Consider the following 20032-nt stretch of genomic DNA (forward strand, 5'->3'; position numbering starts at 1 on the left):
GGTCAGTCCCCGGTCGGAGCGGCGGGAGCCGCGGGAGCGACCGGCTCGCCGGGAGCCGTCGCCGAGAGGCGCGTCCAGGCGTCGAGAGCGGCGGCCATCTCGGCCGCCTTCTTGCTCGTCCCCTCGCCGCGGGCCGTGACGAGCCCGCCGACGATGACGGTGGCGACGAAGACCTTGCTGTGGTCCGGCCCGGTCGCCGCGATCTCGTAGCGGGGAGCGGGCGCGCCGCGCTCGGCGGCCGCCTCCTGGAGGCTCGTCTTCGGGTCCATCGAGACGCCGAAGCGCAGCGGATCCGCGGTCAGCGGAGCGATCAGCCGCAGCACGAGATCGCGCGCCGCATCCGGGCCGGTGCCGAGGTAGACGGCGCCGATGATCGCCTCGACGGTGTCCGCGAGAATCGACGACTTGTCGCGGCCGCCGGTCATCTCCTCGCCGCGACCGAGGCGGAGGTGCTCGCCCAGGCCGATGCCACGGGCGATCTCCGCGAGCGCCACGGTCGAGACCAGGCTCGCCCGGCGCTTCGCCAGGTCGCCCTCGCTCAGCGCGGGGTACTCGGTGTAGAGCATGACCGTCACGGCCTGCCCGAGGATCGAGTCGCCGAGGAACTCGAGGCGCTCGTTGTGCGGGAGGCCGCCGTGCTCGAAAGCGAACGACCGGTGCGTCAGGGCGAGCTCGAAGAGCTCACCGTCGAGGCTCACGCCGAGCGTGGCCTCCAGACGCGACCGGTCGTCGCTGGAGGGTGTTGCGGAAGTCTGGTTCACCATGGACCGCACGGCTCGTGTCGCGGGGCGACGCGGAGCCGAAGGGACTGGATCAGACGTTCGCGACCTTGCGGCCCTTGTACTCGAGGAACAGCGCGGTGCCCGCGGAGTCCTCGACGACCTTGGCGCGGTGCGGGAGGCTGTAGACGGTCTTGCCGTTCTCGACGGTCTTCACCAGGGGCGGGACCTCCGCCTTCCACTGCGAACGACGAGCGTGGGTGTTCGCGCGGGACTTCTTCCTCTTGGGAACAGCCATGATTCTCTCTTCTCTAGCTCGGTCGGATCAGGCGGGGCTGATCAGGTTCGGTCGTCTTCGGTGCGCGGCTCGGCGCCGGCACCACTGTCTGCGGAAGCTCCGGGCGCTGCGGCCCCACCGGTCCCCGACTCGCCCAACCCGGCGAGCGCGGCCCACCTGGAGTCGCGCGGAGCCTCGGGCTCGGACACGGAGGACTCGGCCAGCCGCTCCCCCGTGACAGGGTCGAGGCCCGGACAATCCGGCCGGCAGACCGGCTGGAACGGCAGCGACAGCACCACCGCATCCCTGACCAGAGGTTCAAGATCCACGTGGTCGTCGTGAACCTCATAGTCGAAAGCTTCGTCAGAAGAGTACGCGAAAAGTTCCTGGAACTCGACATCGACAGGCAGGGAGATGTCGGTGAGGCAGCGGCTGCACTCGCCGACGGCCTCCGCGGACACCTGGACGCTGGCCAGGATGCCCTCGTGCACCGACTCGATCCGGACGTCGAGATCGAGCGGCGCGCCCTGGCGGACGGCGACGATGCCCTCGCCGAAGGCCTCGGGCGCCTCGAGGTCGAGACGGTGCTCGCGCATCTCCCCCGGGCGGTTCACGATGTCGCGCACGTTCACGGTGAACGGCGTCTTCTTGAAAGTAGTCACGAGGATCGAGCCTAGTCCCCCGCGCCACGCCCGGGCGGAGGTCCGGCGGATCCCGCCGACGCCCCGCACCCCCACTCCTCAAAAGTTGCGGTAGTCGCGATCGACTACCGCAACTTCCGCGGAGTCGCAGAGTCCCGCTTCCGCCGCCGCGGCGAAGCAGAGGGTCAACACGCAAAAGTTGCGGTAGTCGGGGACGACTACCGCAACTTCTGAGGGGTGGGAGGGGCGCGTCAGGCGCCGCCCGCCTCCAGGGTCACCTCGATCGGCTCGTAGTCGGCACCGCTGGTGTCGACGCCCTCGTCGGCGAGCTCGGCGAGCGCCTTCTCGACGTACTCGTTCGAGTAGGCGGTCTCCGGCGGGTCCTCGCTGATGATCGTCGCGCCGGTCTCGTTCTCGGTCGTCTTGGCGATGTCGACCGTCTGGTCCCAGGCGGCCTCGTCGATCATCCCGACGCCGTTCGTGGAGGGCCAGATCAGCTTGTTGACCTCGTTGGTCATCCAGAGCTGGTGGCTCGTGCCGAGCGTGGAGCCGGCCGCGGTGACGATGTCCGCCGCCTCCTGCGGGTTGTCCTTCGCGTAGATCCAGCCCTTGATCGACGCCTTGATGAAGGCGACGGTCTGCTCGGCGTAGGCGTCGTCGCTCGAGAGCTTGTCCGCGTCGGCCCAGATCGCGTCCTGCAGCATCGCGGTGCCGACGTCGTTCCAGCTGATCACGTTGAGGTCGTCCGGCGTGTACAGCTCGCCCGTGGCCGGGTTCGTCGACTCGAGGACCTGCGCGTACTCGTTGTAGGTCATCGCCTGCGCCGCGTCGATGTCGCCCGCGAGGAAGCCGTTCATGTCGAACTGCTGCTGCACGAGCGAGATGTCGTCGAGCGCGACCCCGTCCTTCTGCATGCCGGCGAAGAGCTCCCACTCGTTGCCGTAGCCCCAGCTGCCGACCTGCTTGCCCGCGAGGTCGGCGGGCGAGGTGATGCCCTTGTCCTTGAACGAGATCTGCGTGGTCGCGCTGCGCTCGAAGATCTGCGCGACATCGGTGATGTTCGCGCCGTTCTCGATCGAGCCGAGCACCTTCGGGACCCAGGAGATCGCGTAGTCGGCGTCTCCGGAGGCGAGGACGTCCTGCGGGACGATGTCGCCGCCGCCCTCGGCGATGGTGACGTCGAGGCCCTCGTCCTCGTAGTAGCCCTGGTCGACGGCGGCGTAGTAGCCGGCGAACTGGGCCTGGGCGACCCACTGGAGCTGCAGGGTGACGGGCGTGAGATCGCCCGAGTCCCCCGAGGCTCCGGAGCCGGTGTCACTGGATGCGCTGCAGCCGGTGAGCGCGAGGCCGACGGCGGCGAGTCCGGCCGTGGTCGTCATCGCGATGCGCGTGCGTCTGTTCACTGTTCCTCCTGGTGCGGTGCGGTGCGGGATGCGGCCCGGGCGGGCCGGCAGTGCCGTGGTGCGGATGGAGCGGTGGAGCGGATGGAGCGGTGGAGCGAGTGCAGTGGTGCGGATGGAGCGAGTGCAGTGGTGCGGATGGTGCGAGTGCAGTGGTGCAGGTGGTGCGTTCGGGTGGTGCCGAAGGGCCCGCCGACGCGAGCCGGCGGGAGCGGGGGGACGCGCGCCTCAGCGCGCGTGGCTGCGCCGGAGCGCGAGCGCCTCGAGGCCCGCGGTGACGCAGTAGAAGACGAGGCCGACGAGCACGGCCCCGAGCACGTAGGCGTAGGCCAGCGCGTAGTCGCTGCCCGACGCCGCCGAGGTGATCGACTTGCCGAGCCCGCCGATCGGCCCGCCGAAGTACTCGGCGACCAGCGCCGAGATCACCGCGAGCGAGGAGGCGATCCGCAGCCCGGTGAAGAAGAACGGCACCGCCCCGGGCAGGGTGATCGTCCGCGCCGTCTGCCACGGCGAGGCGGCGTACGCGCGCATCAGATCGCGGTGCACGGGCGCCGCCTGACGCAGCCCGCGCAGCGTGTTGACGTACACCGGCACGAAGACCGCGAGCGCCGCCACGAGCTGCCGGGCCGTCTCGACGTTCGCGCCGAACATCGTGTACAGCACCGGGGCGAGCGCCACGATCGGCACGACGGCCGCCGCAGCGACGATCGCTGCCACCAGCCCGTCGAAGACCCGCACCAGTGCGGACACCCCGGCGACGAGCACCGCGAGCACCGCCCCGGCGATCAGCCCGATCAGCGCGTTGCCGCCCGTCACCCGGCTCCCGGCGAGGACCGAGCCCGCGTTCTGCGCGAACTCCGCCCCGATCGCGAGCGGCGACGGCAGCACGAACGGCTGCACGTCGAGCGCCGAGACGCCGACCTGCCAGAGCAGCAGCGCCACGACGCCCAGCACGAGCGGGGCGACGACCGCCCGGGCGAGCGCGGGGCTGTTCACCGGTTCTCCACCCCGCGCGGCACCGCGGCGGCGTCGCCGTGCAGCAGCTCGCGCACGGCGCCGACGTCCGAGAAGAACGCCGCGTCCTCACGCACCCCGGCCTCGCGCTCGGAGGAGTCGGGCAGCGCGATCCGCAGCACGTCGCGGATCCGCCCGGGCCGCGGCGACATCACCACGACGCGGTCGGAGAGGAACACCGCCTCCGGGATCGAGTGCGTCACGAAGACCACGGCGGCGCCCGTCTCGCTCCGGATGCGCAGCAGCTCGGTCTGCATCCGCTCGCGCGTCATCTCGTCCAGGGCGCCGAACGGCTCGTCCATCAGCAGCAGCCTGGGGCTCTCGGCGAGGGCGCGCGCGATCGCGACCCGCTGCTGCATCCCGCCGGAGAGCTGGTCGGGGTAGGAGTCGGCGAAGTCGCCGAGCCCCACGAGCGCCAGCAGCTCGTCGACGCGGGAGCGGCGCGCGGCGGCGCCCACCCCGTGCAGCTCGAGCGGCAGCGCGATGTTCGAGCGGATGCTCCGCCAGGGCAGCAGCCCCGCCTGCTGGAAGGCGATGCCGTACTCCTGGTCGAGCCGCGCGCGCCGCGCCGTCTTGCCGAACACCGAGATCGTGCCGGAGGTCGGCTCGTCGAGGTCGGCGATCAGGCGCAGGAGCGTCGACTTGCCGCAGCCGGAGGGCCCGATCAGCGAGACGAACTCCCCCGCGGCGATCTCGAGCGAGACGGTGTCGAGCGCGGTGACGCTCGTGCTCTTCTTCGTGGTGAACGTCTTCGTGACGGAGTCGACGACGACGGCCGGTTCGGCAGCGCTCATGCGGGCTGCTCCCCTCTGCGGAACGGACGGAGGGCGGTGCCGATCAGGCCGACGGCGCCGGCGGCCGCGAGGCCCACCAGCACCGCGCCCAGGATCGGCGCCCAGGGCTTGGCGGGATCTCCCCCGGCGGAGGAGGCGAACTCGATGATCATCCGGCCGATGCCGCCGCGCAGACCGATCGAGACCTCGGCGACGACGGTGCCGATGACGGCGCTGACGGCGCCGAGCCGGAGCGCCGGAAGCAGGAACGGCACGCTCGCGGGCAGACGCAGCCGCAGCAGCGTCTTCCACCAGCCGACGCCGTAGACGCGCATCAGCTCGACCTGGTGCGCCGACGGCGCGTTCAGACCGCGCAGCGCGCCGATCGAGACCGGGAAGAAGGCGAGGTAGGAGGCGATCAGCGCCACCGACATCCAGTTCTCCCAGGTGAAGGCGCCGAGCTCGAGCTGCGAGCCCCAACGGCGCACCAGCGGCGCGATCGCGATCAGCGGCACCGTCTGGCTCAGCACGATCCACGGCAGCACCGCGGACTCGGCCGTGCGGAAGCGCTGCATCAGAACCGCGAGCAGCAGCCCGACCACCACGCCGACGACCCAGCCCACGGCCGCGACGCCCAGCGAGAAGGCGCTGGCCTGCAGCACCGCGAGCCAGAGCACCGGGGCGTTGCGGGCACCGGTGATCGGCTCCGCGAGCCGGCCGGCGATCTCCCAGAGGTGCGGCATCGCGATGGCGCTGGTGCGCGGGAGCACGGTGACGCCCTGGATCACGACGCCGGTCTCCGGTCCGAGGGCCTTGTAGACCTCCCAGAGCACCGCGAGCAGGAGCAGCCCGGCCGCGCCGAGCAGGACCCCGCGCGTCGCGGCCGGCGACCTCATGCCTTGGCCACGATGTGCGGGCCGAGGGCGGGGATGACGCGCTCGCCGTACACGCGCAGCGTCTCCTCCTTGTTGTCGTGCTGGAGGTAGCCGGCGAACTGCGTGACGCCGATCTCGGCGAGCGCCGTCAGCTTCGCGATGTGCTCGTCGGCCGTGCCGAGGACGCAGAAGCGCTCGACGATCTCGTCGGGGACGAAGGCGGTGTGCGAGTTGCCGGCCCGCCCGTGCTCGTTGTAGTCGTAGCCCTCGCGTCCGGCGATGTAGTCGGTCAGCGCCTGCGGGACGGCGCCCGACGTGCCGTAGCGGCCGACGATGTCGGCGACGTGGTTGCCGACCATCCCGCCGAACCAGCGGCACTGGTCGTACATGTGCTCCCGGTCGGTCCCGATGTACATCGGCGCCGCGACGCAGAACTGCAGCGACTCCGGGTCGCGGCCGACGTTCGCCGCCGCGTCCTTGACCGTCTGGATCATCCAGCGCGCGATGTCGAGGTCGGCGAGCTGCAGGATGAACCCGTCGCCCGTCTCCCCCGCGAGCTTGAGCGCGAGCGGTCCGTAGGCGGCGACCCACATCTCCAGCGAGGAGCCGCGGCTCCACGGGAACTGCAGGGTCGAGCCGTTGTACTCGACCGAGCGGCTGTTGGCGAGCTCGCGGATCACGTGGATCGACTCCCGCAGCGTCTTCAGCGTCGTGGGAGCGCCGCCGGTGACGCGGACGGCGGAGTCGCCGCGGCCGATGCCGCAGACGGTGCGGTTGCCGTACATCTCGTTGAGCGTCGCGTGCAGCGAGGCGATGACGGTCCAGTCGCGGGTCGCCGGGTTGGTGACCATCGGGCCGACGGTGATCCGGTGGGTCTTCTCGAGGATCTGCGAGTAGATGACGTACGGCTCCTGCCAGAGCAGGTGCGAGTCGAACGTCCACGCGTAGTCGAAGCCGTAGGTCTCGGCGAGGACGGCGAGCGCGACGGTGCGCGAGGCGGGCGGGTTGGTCTGGAGGACGACTCCGAAGTCCATGGGGCTTCCTTCGTTGCGGTGGAAAAGAGGGACTTCAGGTCAGATCAAATATTGAGACAACCCGCGCTTGATGTACTTGCCGTCCCCGGCGGTGCCGATGTAGTCCCCGTCGTCGACGACGACCTTGCCGCGGGAGATCACGGTGTCGACGTGGCCGTCGATCTCGAAGCCCTCCCAGGCGGAGTAGTCCATGTTCATGTGGTGGCTGCGGCCCTCGCCGATGCCGATCGAGGTGTGCCCGTTCGGGTCGTAGACGACGACATCGCCGTCGGCGCCGGGCTGAATGACGCCCTTCTTCCCGTACATGCCGAACATCCGCGCGGGAGTGGTCGAGGTGAGTTCCACCCAGCGCGGCAGCGAGATCTGCCCGGACACGACGCCCTGGTACATCAGGTCCATCCGGTGCTCGACCGAGCCGATGCCGTTGGGGATCTTGGAGAAGTCGCCGACGCCCATGTCCTTCTGGCCCTTCATGCAGAAGGGGCAGTGGTCGGTGGAGACCATCTGGATGTCGTTGGTGCGCAGCGACTGCCACATGTGGTGCTGGTGCCCCTCCGCCTTCGAGCGCAGCGGCGTGGAGCACACCCACTTCGCACCCTCGAAGCCCGGCGCGCCGAGCTGCTCCTCGAGCGAGAGGTAGAGGTACTGCGGGCAGGTCTCGCCGAAGACGTTCATGCCGCGGTCGCGGGCCTGCGCGATCTGCTCGACCGCCTGCTTCGCCGACACGTGCACCACGTAGAGCGGCGCGCCGGTGAGGTCGGCGATCATGATCGCCCGGTGCGTCGCCTCCTCCTCCGCCTGCCACGGCCGCGAGGTGCCGTGGAAGTAGGGAGAGGTGTTGCCGGCGGCGAGCGACTGCTTCACCAGCTCGTCGATGATCGCGCCGTTCTCGGCGTGCATCATCATCATCGCGCCGTTCGACGCGCCCTTCTGGAACGCCCGGAGGATCTGCCCGTCGTCCGAGAGGAACACGCCCTTGTAGGCCATGAACAGCTTGAAGCTGGTCACGCCCTCGTCCATCAGCTCGTCCATCGCCACCAGGGACGAGTCCTGCACATCGGAGAGGATCTGGTGGAAGCCGTAGTCGATGGCGCAGTTGCCGGCCGCCTTCTCCTGCCAGGCCTGGTAGCGGTCGACGACGCTCTCGCCCGGGTACTGCACCACGAAGTCGACGATCGAGGTGGTCCCGCCCCAGGCCGCGGCCCGGGTGCCGGTCTCGAAGGTGTCCGAGGCGAAGGTGCCGCCGAACGGCATCTCCATGTGCGTGTGCGCGTCGATCCCGCCCGGGATGACGTACTTGCCGGCCGCGTCGATCACGCGGTCGACGTTCGCCGCGAGGTCGAAGCCCAGCAGCGTCGAGCCGGGCGCGAGCACCGCGGCGATGGTCTCGCCGTCGATCAGGACGTCGGCGGTGGCGGTGCCGGTCGCGTTGACGACCGTGCCGTTCGTGATGAGGGTCTTCATCGATGCTCCTCGGTGGTTCCGGTGCTGCGGCGGTCGCGCGGCCCGTGCTTCGGCGGTCAGGGCTTGGCGATGCTCGTGTACGAGTCCGGACGGCGGTCGCGGTAGAACTGCCAGTCGTCGCGCATCTGCTGCACCATGTCGAGGTCGAGATCCCGGATCAGGATCTCCTCGCTCTCGCCCGAGCCGCGCTCGCCGACGAAGTTCCCGCGCGGGTCGATGACCTGGCTCGTGCCGTAGAAGTCGACGGCCAGCTCGCCGTACTCGTTGTCCTCGCGGCCGACCCGATTGGGCTGGAGCACGAAGTAGCCGTTCGCCACGGCGGCGCACGGTCCCTCCACCTCCCAAAGCCGGTTCGAGAGACCGGGCTTGGTCGCGTTCGGGTTGAACACCATGTGCGCTCCGTTGAGGCCCAGCTCGCGCCAGCCCTCCGGGAAGTGCCGGTCGTAGCAGATGTAGACGCCGACCTTGCCGACCGCGGTGTCGAACACCGGGTAGCCGAGGTTGCCGGGGCGGAAGTAGAACTTCTCCCAGAAGCGGTCGAGGTGCGGGATGTGGTGCTTGCGGTACTTGCCGAGGATCGTGCCGTCGGCGTCGACGACCACGGCGGTGTTGTAGTAGACGCCGGTGATGTCCTCCTCGTAGATCGGCAGGATCATCACCGTGCCGAGCTCCTTCGCCAGCGCGGCGAAGCGCTGCACGATCGGGCCGTCGGCTGGCTCGGCGTAGCGGTAGTACTTCTTGTCCTCGGTGATGCCGAAGTACGGGCCGTAGAACAGCTCCTGGAAGCAGACGATCTGCGCTCCCTGGGCGGCGGCGTCGCGGGCGAACTGCTCGTGCTTGTCGAGCATCGACTCCTTGTCGCCGGTCCACGTGGTCTGGGTGATCGCTGCGCGGACGATGGTCATCGGTACCTCCATGCTTCGGTCGGCCCGGTCGAGGCTCCGCCGAGAGCACCCGCGACGCGGGAGGCGGGGCCGAGGGGCCGTGGTCTCACTGTGGTCCGCGCGCGGGCCGAAGGCAATGACCGCCTCCGCTCCGCTCACCGGACAGGGGTTCATCGTCGTCCTCCGACGTTTCCCGGGTGTTTCCGGCACGGATCCGCAGCATTAAGGCCTCGGCCCCTTCGGAATCCGCGGTGGGGGCCGTCCGCGGTAGCGTCGACGAATGCGCATCACGATCCTGGCCGGCGGCGTCGGCGGCGCCCGCTTCACTTCCGCGGTGCGCGAGCACCTCCGCGACCTCGAGGCGGCCGGCGGCGGACCCTCCGAGATCACGGTCGTCGCCAACACCGGCGACGACCTGTGGCTGACGGGCCTGAAGGTCTGCCCCGACCTCGACTCGCTCACCTACGCGCTCGCCGGCGTCAACGACACCGAGCGCGGCTGGGGCCGGGCCGGCGAGAGCGAGCGCGTCTCGGCCGAGCTGACCGCGTTCGGCGTCGGCTGGCCGTGGTTCACCCTCGGCGACCTCGACATCGGCACCCATCTCGCGCGCACCTCGATGCTCCGCGACGGGCTCACCCTGTCGCAGGCGACCGAGCGGATCACCGCGCGCTGGCCGCTCGGCGTCCGCCTGCTGCCGATGTCCGACTCCGACGTCGAGACCCACGTCGAGGTCGACCTGCCCGGCGAGGGCGTCCGGCTGCTGCACTTCGAGGAGTGGTGGGTGCGGCTGCGCGCGTCGGTGCCCGCCCGCCGCTTCGTGCAGCAGGGCGTCGCGGAGGCGCGTCCCGCCCCGGGCGTGCTCGAGACGATCGCCGACACCGATGCGGTCCTGATCGCGCCGTCCAACCCGGTGGTGTCGATCGGGACGATCCTCGGCGTGCCCGGCATCGCGGAGGCCGTGCGGACCACGTCGGCCCCGGTCGTGGGCGTCTCGCCGATCATCGGCGGCGCGGTGGTGCGCGGCATGGCCGACCACTGCCTGCCCGCGATCGGCGTCGAGACCTCGGCGGAGGCGGTGGGACGGCACTACGGCGCGCGCTCGGCCGGCGGGCTGCTCGACGCCTGGCTGGTCGGCGAGGAGGACGCGGCGGCCGTCGGCGCCCTCGACGACACGGGCCTCCGGGTCCACTCGGTCCCGCTCTGGCTCCGCGACCGCGACAGCTCGACGCGGCTCGCGGCCGACGCGATCGCCGCCGCCCGGGCCTGACCCGACCCCTCCCGCCGACCGCTCCCAGCCTCGGGGGCCACGCTGACAGCACCCCTCACCGCACCCTCGAAAGGACCACCCATGCCCGGAGCCCTCGTCCTCGCCGGAGGCGGCCTCGCCGGAATCGCCTGGGAGCTCGGCATCGTCCGCGGCCTCAGCGACGCCTCGCCCGAGGCGGCCCGCCTCCTCCTCGACCCCTCGACGACCCTGATCGGCACCTCGGCCGGCTCCGCGGTCGCCTCGCAGCTGAGCACCTCCGTCGGCCTCGACGAGGCCTACGCGTCGCAGCTGCGCGAGGAGTCGGCCGAGATCGGCGCCGTCGTCGACGTCGAGCGCCTGCAGGCGATGTACGCGGCCGCGATCGAGGGCGCCACCTCCCCCGAGGACGCCCGGCGCCGCATCGGCGTGCTCGCCCTCGAGACCGCGACCCTGTCCGAGGAGTCCCGCCGCGACGTGATCGCCGCGCGCGTCGCCGACGCCGACTGGCCCGAGCAGCGCCTCCTGATCACCGCGATCGACACCGCCACCGGAGCGCTCGAGGTCTTCGACCGCACGAGCGGCGTCGACCTGGTCGACGCCATCGCCGCGAGCTGCGCGGTGCCCGGGGTCTGGCCGCCGGTGAGCATCGGCGGCGTCCGCTACATGGACGGCGGCGTGCGCTCCGGCAGCAACGCCGACCTCGCCGCGGGCGCCGACTGGGTGCTCGTCATCACGCCGCTGTCCGGCATCGGCTCGCCGGGTGTCGGCACGCTCCCGACCGCCGAGCTCGACGCCCTCTCCGGCTCGCGGGTCGAGGTCGTCTACGCGGACGAGGCGTCGATCGCCGCCTTCGGCCCGAACTCACTCGACCCCGAGGTCCGACCCGCCGCTGCGCAGGCCGGCCGGGCGCAGGGCGCGCGGATCGCCGCCCGGATCGCGGCGCTCGTCGGCGCGGAGGAGACCGTCGGCTGATCGGCGGGCCCTAGCGTCGTCAGCGCTTCACGCCGTAGCGGAGGAACACCGTCCCGTCCGCGAAGCACCGCTGCTGCCGGAGCTCGAGCCTGCTGCGGAGCCCGTGAGGGAGGAACGGGGTCCCGCCGCCGACGATGATCGGCGCGACGTACCAGCGGATCTCGTCCACCACTCCGCCGAGGAGCGCTTGCGCCCCCAGGGTCGCGCCGCCGACGGAGACGTCGTGCGGCTTCGAGCGCGCCTCCGCCGCCACGGCCGCCGGATCGAAGGACCGCTCGAGCCGGGTCCGGCGGGTGCGGACCGCGGGCAGGGTCCGCGAGTAGACGACCTTGTCGGCCGCCCGCCACATCTCCTGGAAGTCGTGGATGAAGGCGAACTGCTCGGCGAGCTCGTAGCCCGCGTCCCAGCCGCGCATGGTGTCGTAGATCCGGCGGCCGTAGAGGTAGGTGCCCACTCCGGCCTCGGTCTCGTTGATGAAGCGGTGCACCTCGGGGCGGGGCGTGGCCCAGCTGAAATCCCCGGTCTCGTCGACGGTGTAGCCGTCGATCGAGGCCACACCGCTGTAGACGAGCGCGCCCACAATGGCCTCCTCCGCGGCCGGCTTCGGGTTCCGTCCACGTGCGCGAGGGTAGGCGTGAGAGCGCTCCAGCGCAACGATTTCCGGAGAACGGTCGCTGAACGGCGGCCGAGCGGCGGCGGCGGTCCGGATCGGGCTCAGTGGCGGCTGCTGAGCAGCGCCAGCACGTCGGCGTGCCGCCCTTCGGCCTCGGCGTCGCGGAGGAAGCGGACGCGGTCCACGAGCACCTCCTCCACGTCCGGCTGCGTGGCGAGGATCCGCACCGTCTCGTCGAGGAACTCGTCCAGCGGCATCGCGCTCGGGTCGTCCTGCTGCCCCATCAGCGTGGTCTGCACGGCGGGCGGCACCAGCTCGATGACCTGGACCGGAGTCTCCGCGAGCTGCGCCCGCAGGCTCTGCGTGTAGGAGTGCACGGCGGCCTTGGTCGCGCTGTAGGTCGGGGTCGCCGGGAGCGGCACGAACGCGAGCCCCGAGGACACGGTCATCAGCACGCCGTCCGGCTTCGCGGCGATCCACGGCGTGAACGCGGTCAGCGTGCGGATCGTGCCGAGCAGGTTGGTCTCGACGATGGCCGCGGCGGTGTCGAGGTGCCGCGAGTCCTGCAGGTCCTCCGGCAGCATGATGCCGGCCATCGTGACGACGACGTCGAGGTCGGGGTGCTCCCGGGTGACCGTCTCGACCGCGGCGGCGATCGACTCCGGGTCGGTGACGTCGATCACGACCGAGTGCGAGCCGGGGTGGGCCGCCGTGAACTCGTCCAGCAGCTCGCTGCGGCGACCGCCCAGGATCACCGTGTTCCCCGCGTCGAGGAGGCGCTCGGCGAGCCCGCGGCCGATGCCCGAGGTCGCGCCGGTGATCAGGATGGTGCTGCCCGTGGTCTTCATGTCGTCTCCTTCGTCTGCCCGGGCTGTCCTGCCCGGCCGGACTCCACCGTCTCCCGGCGCGGCGCGGGCCGGAAGGGCTGGACGATCCAGGGACCGGCGCTCCCTGGTCCGGCACGCTTGCGGAGCGGCAGGATGAGCGCATGGACAGACCTGCGCTCGCCGAGTTCCTCCGCGGCCGACGCGAGCGGCTGCAGCCGTCCGACGTCGGCATGCCGCCCGGAGCGCGCCGCCGCACCGCGGGCCTGGGCCGGGAGGAGATCGCCGCCGCCGTCGGGATGTCCGCCGACTACTGGTCGCGGCTCGAGCAGCAGCGCGGCCCGCAGCCGTCCGAGCAGATGCTCACCGCGATCGCCCGAGGGCTGCGCCTGGACCTCGACGAGCGCGACCACCTGTTCCGGCTCGCCGGGCAGACCCCGCCCGCGCGGCACCGCCGCGACGAGCACGTCTCCCCCGGGCTGCTCCGCGTCCTCGACCGCCTGGAGGACACCCCGGCGCTGGTGATCACGGAGCTCGGCGAGACCCTGGTGCAGAACCGCCTGGCCCGCGCCCTCTTCGGCGACGGCTCGAACTGGACCGGACTCGATCGCAGCGGGATCCACCGCTGGTTCGCGCACCCCGGCGAGGCGCGGCACAGCTACCCCGAGCGCGAGCACGAGCACCAGGGGCGGATGCAGACCGCCCAGCTGCGCTTCGCCGCCGCGGCGCCCGATGCCGATCCGCTGGCCGCGCGCATCATCGCGTCGCTGCTCAGCCGGAGCGAGGAGTTCCGCCGCTACTGGGAGCTGCAGGAGGTCACGGCCCGCTTCGAGGACCACAAGACCCTGCGGCACCCCGAGGTCGGCGAGATCGACGTCGACTGCCAGGCGCTCTTCACCGAGAACCAGGCGCAGGTGCTGCTGGTGCTCACGCCGCGCGCCGACTCCCCCGCCGCTGCCGAGGCGCTCCGCCTGCTCGGCGTGGTCGGCGACCAGCGGCTGACGCCGTCCGCGTGAGGCCGGCGCCGGCCGGGTGCGGATGTCCGCCGCGCGCCGACGTCCGCCTAGGGTGGAGGCGGTCGCAGCGAGCGGCCGCGAAGGGTTCCTCATGAAGATCAGCCAGCTGCGTCACTTCGTGGCCGTCGCCGAGGAGCTCCACTTCGTGCGCGCCGCCGAGAAGCTCGGCATCTCCCGCAAGAAGCTCGACTCCTCCGTCGCCGCCGTCGAGTTCGACCTCGGCCGCCCGCTCTTCGAGCCCGGCGCGGCCGCCACGACCCTCACCGCCGCCGGCCGCCAGCGCCTCGCCTCGGCCCGTGAGGAGCTCGCCGCCCTCGGCGACGAGCCGGAGGAGGCCCCCAAGTCCGGTGGCAAGGCCAAGGCCTCGAAGGGCACCGGCCGCGCCCCCGTCGTCAAGGGCCAGCCCAAGCCCTACAAGCGCCGCCAGTCCCGCTGAGCCGAGCTCTCGCGAGGTTCTCCTGTGGGCCCTACCGGGCTCGAACCGATGACATCCACGGTGTAAACGTGGCGCTCTACCAACTGAGCTAAAGGCCCCCGTCGCGGGCGGGCCGCGGACGATCGGATCGATCCTACGACACGGCTCGCACCGCTACTCTCGGCGCATGGCGGACACGGACGACGGGCGCGCGAGGCGCCGGGCCGAGAGCCGCTGGCCGGCCTCCGCGGCGATCCTCGTGGCTGTGGCGCTCAACCTCGTCGGGCACGACTCGAGCACCTCGGTCGTCCGGATCGCCGCGGCGGTCCTGACGCTCGCGCTGCTGATCCCGCTCTTCGTCGTGAACCCGCGCCGCTTCGACATCGAGACCCGCTGGTCGCGCGGAGTCTCGATCACCCTCGCGGTCGTCCTCGCCGCGGCGAACCAGGTCAACGTCGTCCGGGTCGTGGTCGACCTCGTCGACGGATCGGCCGACGGCCCGCTGCTCCTGCTCACGGCGCTGCAGGTCTGGGTGACCAACGTCGTCGCCTACGCGCTGATCTACTGGGAGCTCGACCGCGGCGGCCCCGTCTCGCGCGGCACGCTGGAGCGCTCGCAGCTGCCGCCCGCCGACTTCGCCTTCCCGCAGGACACCTACCGCGACACCGTCGCCGAGGTGGCTGTCGGCTCCTCCGAGAAGGCCGACTGGCGCCCCGGCTTCGTCGACTACCTCTACGTCTCGACGACGAACACCATGGCGTTCAGCCCCACCGACACCATGCCGCTCTCCAGCCGGGTCAAGCTCCTGATGGCCCTCGAGGGCTTCACCGGCTTCGTCCTGCTGGCCCTGGTCATCTCCCGAGCCGTCAACATCCTCAACTGACCCCCTGGCATGTGCACCCCTGCACCCCCTCCGCGAGATGCCACTTATGAGCGCGACACACCGTGAAAGGCGGTCACAAGTGGCATCTCGCGAAAGGCGTCAGGCGTGGGCCGGAGTGAGCGCGTCGATCGCGGCGCGGTAGTCGTCCATCGAGCGGGCCTCACCCGGGGCCGTGATGAAGGTGTCGCGGATGACGCCCTCCTTGTCGATGAGGAAGGTCGCGCGCGTCGCGTAGCCCTTGCCCTCGAGGAAGACGCCGTACTGCTTGGCGACGTCGCCGTGCGGCCAGAAGTCGGAGAGCAGCGTGAAGTCGTAGCCCTGCTTCTCGCCCCAGGCGCGCAGGGTGTGCTTGGAGTCGACGGAGATGCCGATCAGCTCGACGTCGGCGTGCTCGAACAGCGAGAGGTTCTCGCGCAGAGCGCAGAACTCGCCGGTGCAGGTGCCGGAGAAGGCGAGCGGGAAGAAGACGAGGGCGACGTTGCGCCGCCCGTGGAAGTCGCCGAGCTGGATGCGCTCGCCGTACTGGTTCGCGAGTTCGAAGTCGGGAGCCAGCGTGAGCTTCTCGAGAGCCATCGGACGATGTCCTTCCATGCGCACGAATGTCGCGCGAGCACGAGGGGCAATGCTAGACCCGCTCCGGCCGTCCACCAAGGAGGAGCCGAACAGCGGTCGGGAACCGGGCCGCCCACCGGGCCGCCGACGAGCCCGCCGACACGGCCGCACCACGCGCTGCCGCTGGAGAAATCCCACAGTGCCCTGTGCGCATCCGTCGTGGATCGCCACACATGGCCGGAATCGCTAGGCTGACACGGGTGCCCGCGCGCTGCTCGTCATCCGAGAATCCTGCGCGCGGATCCGCACCGCTTCATGAGAGTGATGTCTCGGGCACGATCTGCCCCCAGAGAGAGGTCGAGGGTGACTGTTAACGATCAGGACCCGTATTCCGTCGGACACGTCGACTCGGATCCCGAGGAAACGTCGGAGTGGAACGAGTCGCTGGACGCGCTCGTCGAGGAGCGGGGTGCGGGTCGCGGACGCGACGTCATGCTCAGCCTCCTCAAGCGCTCCAAGGAGCTGCACCTCGGCGTTCCGATGGTGCCGACCACGGACTACATCAACACCATCGCGGCCGAGAACGAGCCCGAGTTCCCCGGGGACGAGGACGTCGAGCGCCGCTACCGTGCCTGGATCCGCTGGAACGCGGCCATCCTGGTGCACCGCGCGCAGCGCCCCGGCATCGGCGTCGGCGGGCACATCTCGACCTACGCGTCGAGCGCCTCGCTGTACGAGGTCGGCTTCAACCACTTCTTCCGCGGCCAGGACCACCCGGGCGGCGGAGACCAGATCTTCATCCAGGGCCACGCCTCCCCCGGCCCCTACGCACGCGCCTTCCTCGAGGGTCGCCTGAGCGAGCACCAGCTCGACGGGTTCCGCCAGGAGAAGTCGCACCAGGGCGGCGGGCTCTCGAGCTACCCGCATCCGCGCCTCATGCCGGAGTTCTGGCAGTTCCCGACCGTGTCGATGGGCCTCGGCCCGATCAACGCGATCTACCAGGCGCAGGCGAACAAGTACCTCACCAACCGCGGCATCAAGGACGCCTCCGACCAGCAGGTCTGGGCGTTCCTCGGCGACGGCGAGATGGACGAGGTCGAGTCGCGCGGTCAGCTCCAGGTCGCCGCGAACGACGGCCTCGACAACCTCAACTTCATCGTCAACTGCAACCTGCAGCGCCTCGACGGACCCGTCCGCGGCAACGGCAAGATCGTCCAGGAGCTGGAGTCGTTCTTCCGCGGCGCCGGCTGGAACGTCATCAAGCTCATCTGGGGCCGCGAGTGGGACGACCTGCTCGCCCGCGACACCGAGGGCGCGCTGCTCGACCTGATGAACAAGACGCCCGACGGCGACTTCCAGACCTTCAAGACCGAGGACGGCGCCTACGTCCGCGAGAACTTCTTCGGCCGCGACGAGCGTGCGAAGAAGCTCGTCGAGGACTACAGCGACGAGCAGATCTGGGGCCTGCGCCGCGGTGGTCACGACTACCGCAAGATCTACGCCGCGATGAAGGCCGCGACGGAGCACAAGGGCCAGCCGACCGTCATCCTCGCGCACACCATCAAGGGCTACGGTCTCGGCCGCAGCTTCGAGGGCCGCAACGCGACCCACCAGATGAAGAAGATGACGCTGGACAACCTGAAGGGCTTCCGCGACACCATGCGGATCCCGATCACGGACGCCCAGCTCGAGGAGAACCCCTACCTCCCGCCGTACTACCACCCCGGTCAGGGCGACGAGGCGATCGAGTACATGCAGGAGCGCCGCCGCGCACTCGGCGGCTACCTGCCCGAGCGCCGGTCGAAGTACACGCAGCTCTCGCTGCCGGACGACTCGGCCTACAAGATCGGCAAGAAGGGCTCCGGGACGCAGGAGATCGCCACCACCATGGCGTTCGTCCGCATCCTGAAGGACATCCTGCGCTCGAAGGACTTCGGCAACCGCGTCGTCCCGATCATCCCCGACGAGGCCCGCACCTTCGGCATGGACGCGTTCTTCCCGAACGCGAAGATCTACAACCCGCGCGGCCAGCACTACACGTCGGTCGACCGCGAGCTGCTCCTGGCCTACAAGGAGAGCCCGCAGGGTCAGATCCTGCACGTCGGCATCAACGAGGCGGGCGCCCTCGCGGCGTTCACCGCGGTCGGCACCTCCTACTCGACGCAGGGTGAGCCGCTCATCCCGGTCTACGTCTTCTACTCGATGTTCGGCTTCCAGCGCACGGCCGACGCGATCTGGGCGGCGGGCGACATGATGGCCCGCGGCTTCATGATCGCGGCGACCGCCGGTCGCACGACGCTGACCGGTGAGGGCCTCCAGCACGCGGACGGCCACTCGCCGATCCTCGCCGCCACCAACCCGGCCGTCGTCAGCTACGACCCGGCGTACAGCTACGAGATCGCGCACATCGTGCAGTCCGGTCTCGACCGCATGTACGGCGGGAAGCACCCGGACCCGAACGTCATGTACTACGTGACGGTCTACAACGAGCCGATCGTGCACCCGAAGGAGCCCGAGGACGTGGACGTGGACGGCATCGTCCGCGGCATCCACCGCGTCTCCTGGGGTCAGTGGGACGGCCCGAAGGCCCAACTGCTCGCGTCCGGCGTCGCCGTGCCGTGGGCGATCGAGGCGCAGAAGCTCCTCGCCGAGGACTGGGGAGTGTCGGCCGACGTCTGGTCGGTCACCTCGTGGAACGAGCTGCGGCGCGACGGCATCAAGGCCGAGCACCACAACTTCCTCTACCCCGAGGACGAGGCTCAGGTGCCCTACGTCACGCAGAAGCTCGCCGACGCGAAGGGCCCCTTCGTCGCCGTGTCGGACTTCTCGCACCAGGTCCCCGACCAGCTGCGCCAGTTCATCCCCGGTGACTTCGCGACGCTCGGAGCGGACGACTTCGGCTTCTCGGACACCCGCGCCGCCGCACGCCGCCACTTCAAGATCGACGGCCCGTCGGTCGTCGTGCGGACGCTGCAGCTGCTCGCCAAGCGCGGCGAGGTCGACCCCTCGCTCGCCGCCCAGGCGATCCAGAAGTACAGCCTCCACGACGTGAACGCCGGCACCACCGGCAACGCGGGCGGCGAGAGCTGACGGACGGCTCGGTGCTCTCCTCCGACGACGAGCAGTCGACGACGCGGGGCACTGCCCCTTCGGCGGAGCGTCCGGCCACCCGGCCGGGCGCTCCGCGCACGAAGGAGCAGACCCTCGCGTGGCTCCGGACCCTCTCGGGCGAGCTGTCCACGCAGACCATCAAGAAGCTCGAGGACACGCTGCCCTGGTACGGCAGCATGCCCCCGGGCCGCCGCTCCGCGGTGGGCATGGTCGCGCAGGCCGGCATCACCTCGTTCATCTCCTGGTTCGACGACCCCTCGGCGACGCCGTGGATCGCCGCCGACGTCTTCGGAGCGGCTCCCCGCGAGCTGCTCCGCTCCGTCTCGCTGACCCAGACCCTCCAGTTGATCAAGGTCACCGTCGAGGTCGTCGAGGAGCGGATCACCAACCGCGGCGAGGACCTGCGCGAGGCGATCCTGCTCTACTCCCGCGAGATCGCCTTCGCCGCGGCCGACGTCTACGCCCGGGCGGCCGAGGCGCGCGGGCTCTGGGACGCCCGTCTCGAGGCCCTCGTCGTCGACTCGATCCTCACCGGCGAGGCCGACGACGAGCTGCCGAGCCGCATCGCGGCCCTCGGCTGGCACGGCCACGGCGAGGTCGCGGTGCTCGTGGGCACCGCGCCCAAGATGCTCGACGTCGACCAGCTCCGCCGCACCGCCCGGCACATGAGCGCCGACGTGCTGATCGGGGTGCAGGGCAGCCGGCTCGTGCTGGTGATCGGCCGCGCCGAGCCGAGCGAGAACGCGACGGAGGAGACCGGCCCGCCGGTGGCTTTCCTCGAGATCGCGAACGCGCTCGAGCCGGGCTTCGGCTCCGGCCACCTCGTCCTCGGCCACGAGGTCCCGACGCTCGTCGAGGCCTCGCGCAGCGCCCGCGCCGCCCTGGCCGGCTTCGCGGTCGCGCGCTCCTGGCGCAACGCCCCGCGGCCGGTGAACGCCGACGACCTGCTGCCCGAGCGCGCGCTGGCTGGCGATCCGCTCGCCCGGCAGAGCCTGATCACCCAGATCTACAAGCCGCTGCAGAAGCACTCGACCGAGCTGCTCACCACGCTCTGGGCGTACCTCGACAACGGCCGCTCGCTCGAGGCGACGGCCCGCGAGCTCTTCGTGCACCCCAACACCGTCCGCTACCGCCTCAAGCGGGTGGCGGAGGTGATCGGCTGGGACGCGACGGGCGCCCGCGAGGCGCTCATCCTGCAGTCGGCCCTCATCCTCGGCTCGATGAGCGACCCGGACGGAGCGGTCCGCCGCCGTCCGACCCGCAAGTGAACCTCCGCTCCTGGAGGGACCTGTTGTAGAACCGCCACAAGCTCTTTGTGG

At 70.9% G+C, this 20032-nt stretch carries 20 protein-coding genes and 1 tRNA gene; 7 read left to right on the top strand and 14 right to left on the bottom strand.

What is annotated here, in order from left to right:
• Positions 1 to 2: 2 nt before the first annotated feature.
• From rnc to HQQ86_RS01315, 10 genes are all read right to left on the bottom strand, one after another.
• Positions 3 to 764 carry a ribonuclease III gene (gene rnc / locus HQQ86_RS01270; protein WP_173285841.1) on the bottom strand — a complete coding sequence of 254 codons (762 nt, stop codon included), beginning with the start codon at positions 762 to 764 and terminating at the stop codon, positions 3 to 5.
• A gap of 49 nt (positions 765 to 813) precedes the next feature.
• Positions 814 to 1017, bottom strand: a complete 204-nt coding sequence (gene rpmF / locus HQQ86_RS01275) for a 50S ribosomal protein L32 (protein ID WP_123445680.1) — start codon at positions 1015 to 1017, stop codon at positions 814 to 816.
• Between the two features lie 41 nt (positions 1018 to 1058).
• Positions 1059 to 1592 (bottom strand): DUF177 domain-containing protein, encoded by a 534-nt coding sequence (locus tag HQQ86_RS01280; protein WP_123446003.1) that lies wholly within the window; start codon positions 1590 to 1592, stop codon positions 1059 to 1061.
• 296 nt (positions 1593 to 1888) lie between these two features.
• A complete protein-coding gene (locus HQQ86_RS01285) occupies positions 1889 to 3040 on the bottom strand; it encodes an ABC transporter substrate-binding protein (protein WP_367948509.1) in 1152 nt (383 codons plus the stop codon).
• 225 nt (positions 3041 to 3265) lie between these two features.
• Positions 3266 to 4033 (bottom strand): ABC transporter permease subunit, encoded by a 768-nt coding sequence (locus HQQ86_RS01290; protein WP_173285842.1) that lies wholly within the window; start codon positions 4031 to 4033, stop codon positions 3266 to 3268.
• The gene (locus HQQ86_RS01295; RefSeq protein ID WP_173285844.1) at positions 4030 to 4845 is read right to left on the bottom strand and encodes an ABC transporter ATP-binding protein; all 816 of its coding nucleotides are present in this window, start codon (positions 4843 to 4845) and stop codon (positions 4030 to 4032) included. Before HQQ86_RS01295 ends, HQQ86_RS01290 begins: the two co-directional genes overlap by 4 nt.
• Positions 4842 to 5720: an ABC transporter permease gene (locus HQQ86_RS01300; protein ID WP_173285846.1), complete on the bottom strand. Its 879-nt coding sequence runs from the start codon at positions 5718 to 5720 to the stop codon at positions 4842 to 4844. Before HQQ86_RS01300 ends, HQQ86_RS01295 begins: the two co-directional genes overlap by 4 nt.
• Entirely contained in the window at positions 5717 to 6733 is a 1017-nt protein-coding gene (locus HQQ86_RS01305) for a TIGR03842 family LLM class F420-dependent oxidoreductase (protein WP_173285848.1), read from the bottom strand. The genes HQQ86_RS01300 and HQQ86_RS01305 overlap by 4 nt, the downstream gene beginning before the upstream one ends.
• Positions 6734 to 6772: 39 nt before the next feature.
• Positions 6773 to 8197 carry a dihydropyrimidinase gene (gene hydA / locus HQQ86_RS01310; protein WP_173285850.1) on the bottom strand — a complete coding sequence of 475 codons (1425 nt, stop codon included), beginning with the start codon at positions 8195 to 8197 and terminating at the stop codon, positions 6773 to 6775.
• 56 nt (positions 8198 to 8253) lie between these two features.
• Positions 8254 to 9102 (bottom strand): nitrilase-related carbon-nitrogen hydrolase, encoded by an 849-nt coding sequence (locus tag HQQ86_RS01315; RefSeq protein ID WP_173285852.1) that lies wholly within the window; start codon positions 9100 to 9102, stop codon positions 8254 to 8256.
• A gap of 259 nt (positions 9103 to 9361) precedes the next feature.
• Between HQQ86_RS01315 and cofD the strand changes: the two genes are divergently transcribed.
• Complete coding sequence (gene cofD, locus HQQ86_RS01320; RefSeq protein ID WP_173285854.1) at positions 9362 to 10348, top strand: 2-phospho-L-lactate transferase; 987 nt, start codon at positions 9362 to 9364, stop codon at positions 10346 to 10348.
• Between the two features lie 81 nt (positions 10349 to 10429).
• Positions 10430 to 11299: a patatin-like phospholipase family protein gene (locus HQQ86_RS01325; protein ID WP_173285856.1), complete on the top strand. Its 870-nt coding sequence runs from the start codon at positions 10430 to 10432 to the stop codon at positions 11297 to 11299.
• Positions 11300 to 11318: 19 nt separating this feature from the next.
• On the opposite strand, the gene HQQ86_RS01330 is transcribed toward HQQ86_RS01325, so the two are convergent.
• Entirely contained in the window at positions 11319 to 11879 is a 561-nt protein-coding gene (locus tag HQQ86_RS01330; protein ID WP_173285858.1) for a dihydrofolate reductase family protein, read from the bottom strand.
• Between the two features lie 134 nt (positions 11880 to 12013).
• Positions 12014 to 12760 (bottom strand): SDR family oxidoreductase, encoded by a 747-nt coding sequence (locus tag HQQ86_RS01335; RefSeq protein WP_173285860.1) that lies wholly within the window; start codon positions 12758 to 12760, stop codon positions 12014 to 12016.
• 140 nt (positions 12761 to 12900) lie between these two features.
• Between HQQ86_RS01335 and HQQ86_RS01340 the strand changes: the two genes are divergently transcribed.
• Entirely contained in the window at positions 12901 to 13752 is an 852-nt protein-coding gene (locus HQQ86_RS01340; RefSeq protein ID WP_173285862.1) for a helix-turn-helix transcriptional regulator, read from the top strand.
• A gap of 91 nt (positions 13753 to 13843) precedes the next feature.
• On the top strand, positions 13844 to 14188 hold the full coding sequence (locus HQQ86_RS01345; RefSeq protein WP_173285864.1) for a LysR family transcriptional regulator: 345 nt from the start codon (positions 13844 to 13846) through the stop codon (positions 14186 to 14188).
• Positions 14189 to 14213: 25 nt separating this feature from the next.
• Here HQQ86_RS01345 and HQQ86_RS01350 read toward each other — a convergent pair.
• A tRNA-Val gene (locus HQQ86_RS01350) sits at positions 14214 to 14286 on the bottom strand.
• Positions 14287 to 14354: 68 nt separating this feature from the next.
• On the opposite strand from HQQ86_RS01350, the gene HQQ86_RS01355 reads away from it, so the two are divergent.
• Complete coding sequence (locus tag HQQ86_RS01355) at positions 14355 to 15050, top strand: DUF1345 domain-containing protein (RefSeq protein WP_173285866.1); 696 nt, start codon at positions 14355 to 14357, stop codon at positions 15048 to 15050.
• A gap of 99 nt (positions 15051 to 15149) precedes the next feature.
• On the opposite strand, the gene HQQ86_RS01360 is transcribed toward HQQ86_RS01355, so the two are convergent.
• Positions 15150 to 15623: a peroxiredoxin gene (locus HQQ86_RS01360; protein ID WP_127886307.1), complete on the bottom strand. Its 474-nt coding sequence runs from the start codon at positions 15621 to 15623 to the stop codon at positions 15150 to 15152.
• 342 nt (positions 15624 to 15965) lie between these two features.
• Between HQQ86_RS01360 and aceE the strand changes: the two genes are divergently transcribed.
• Positions 15966 to 18692, top strand: a complete 2727-nt coding sequence (gene aceE / locus HQQ86_RS01365; protein WP_173285868.1) for a pyruvate dehydrogenase (acetyl-transferring), homodimeric type — start codon at positions 15966 to 15968, stop codon at positions 18690 to 18692.
• Positions 18693 to 18835: 143 nt separating this feature from the next.
• A complete protein-coding gene (locus HQQ86_RS01370) occupies positions 18836 to 19981 on the top strand; it encodes a CdaR family transcriptional regulator (RefSeq protein WP_243587289.1) in 1146 nt (381 codons plus the stop codon).
• Positions 19982 to 20032: the final 51 nt, after the last annotated feature.

It is taken from the genome of Rathayibacter sp. VKM Ac-2857 (assembly GCF_013205025.1).
Lineage (GTDB): Bacteria > Actinomycetota > Actinomycetes > Actinomycetales > Microbacteriaceae > Rathayibacter.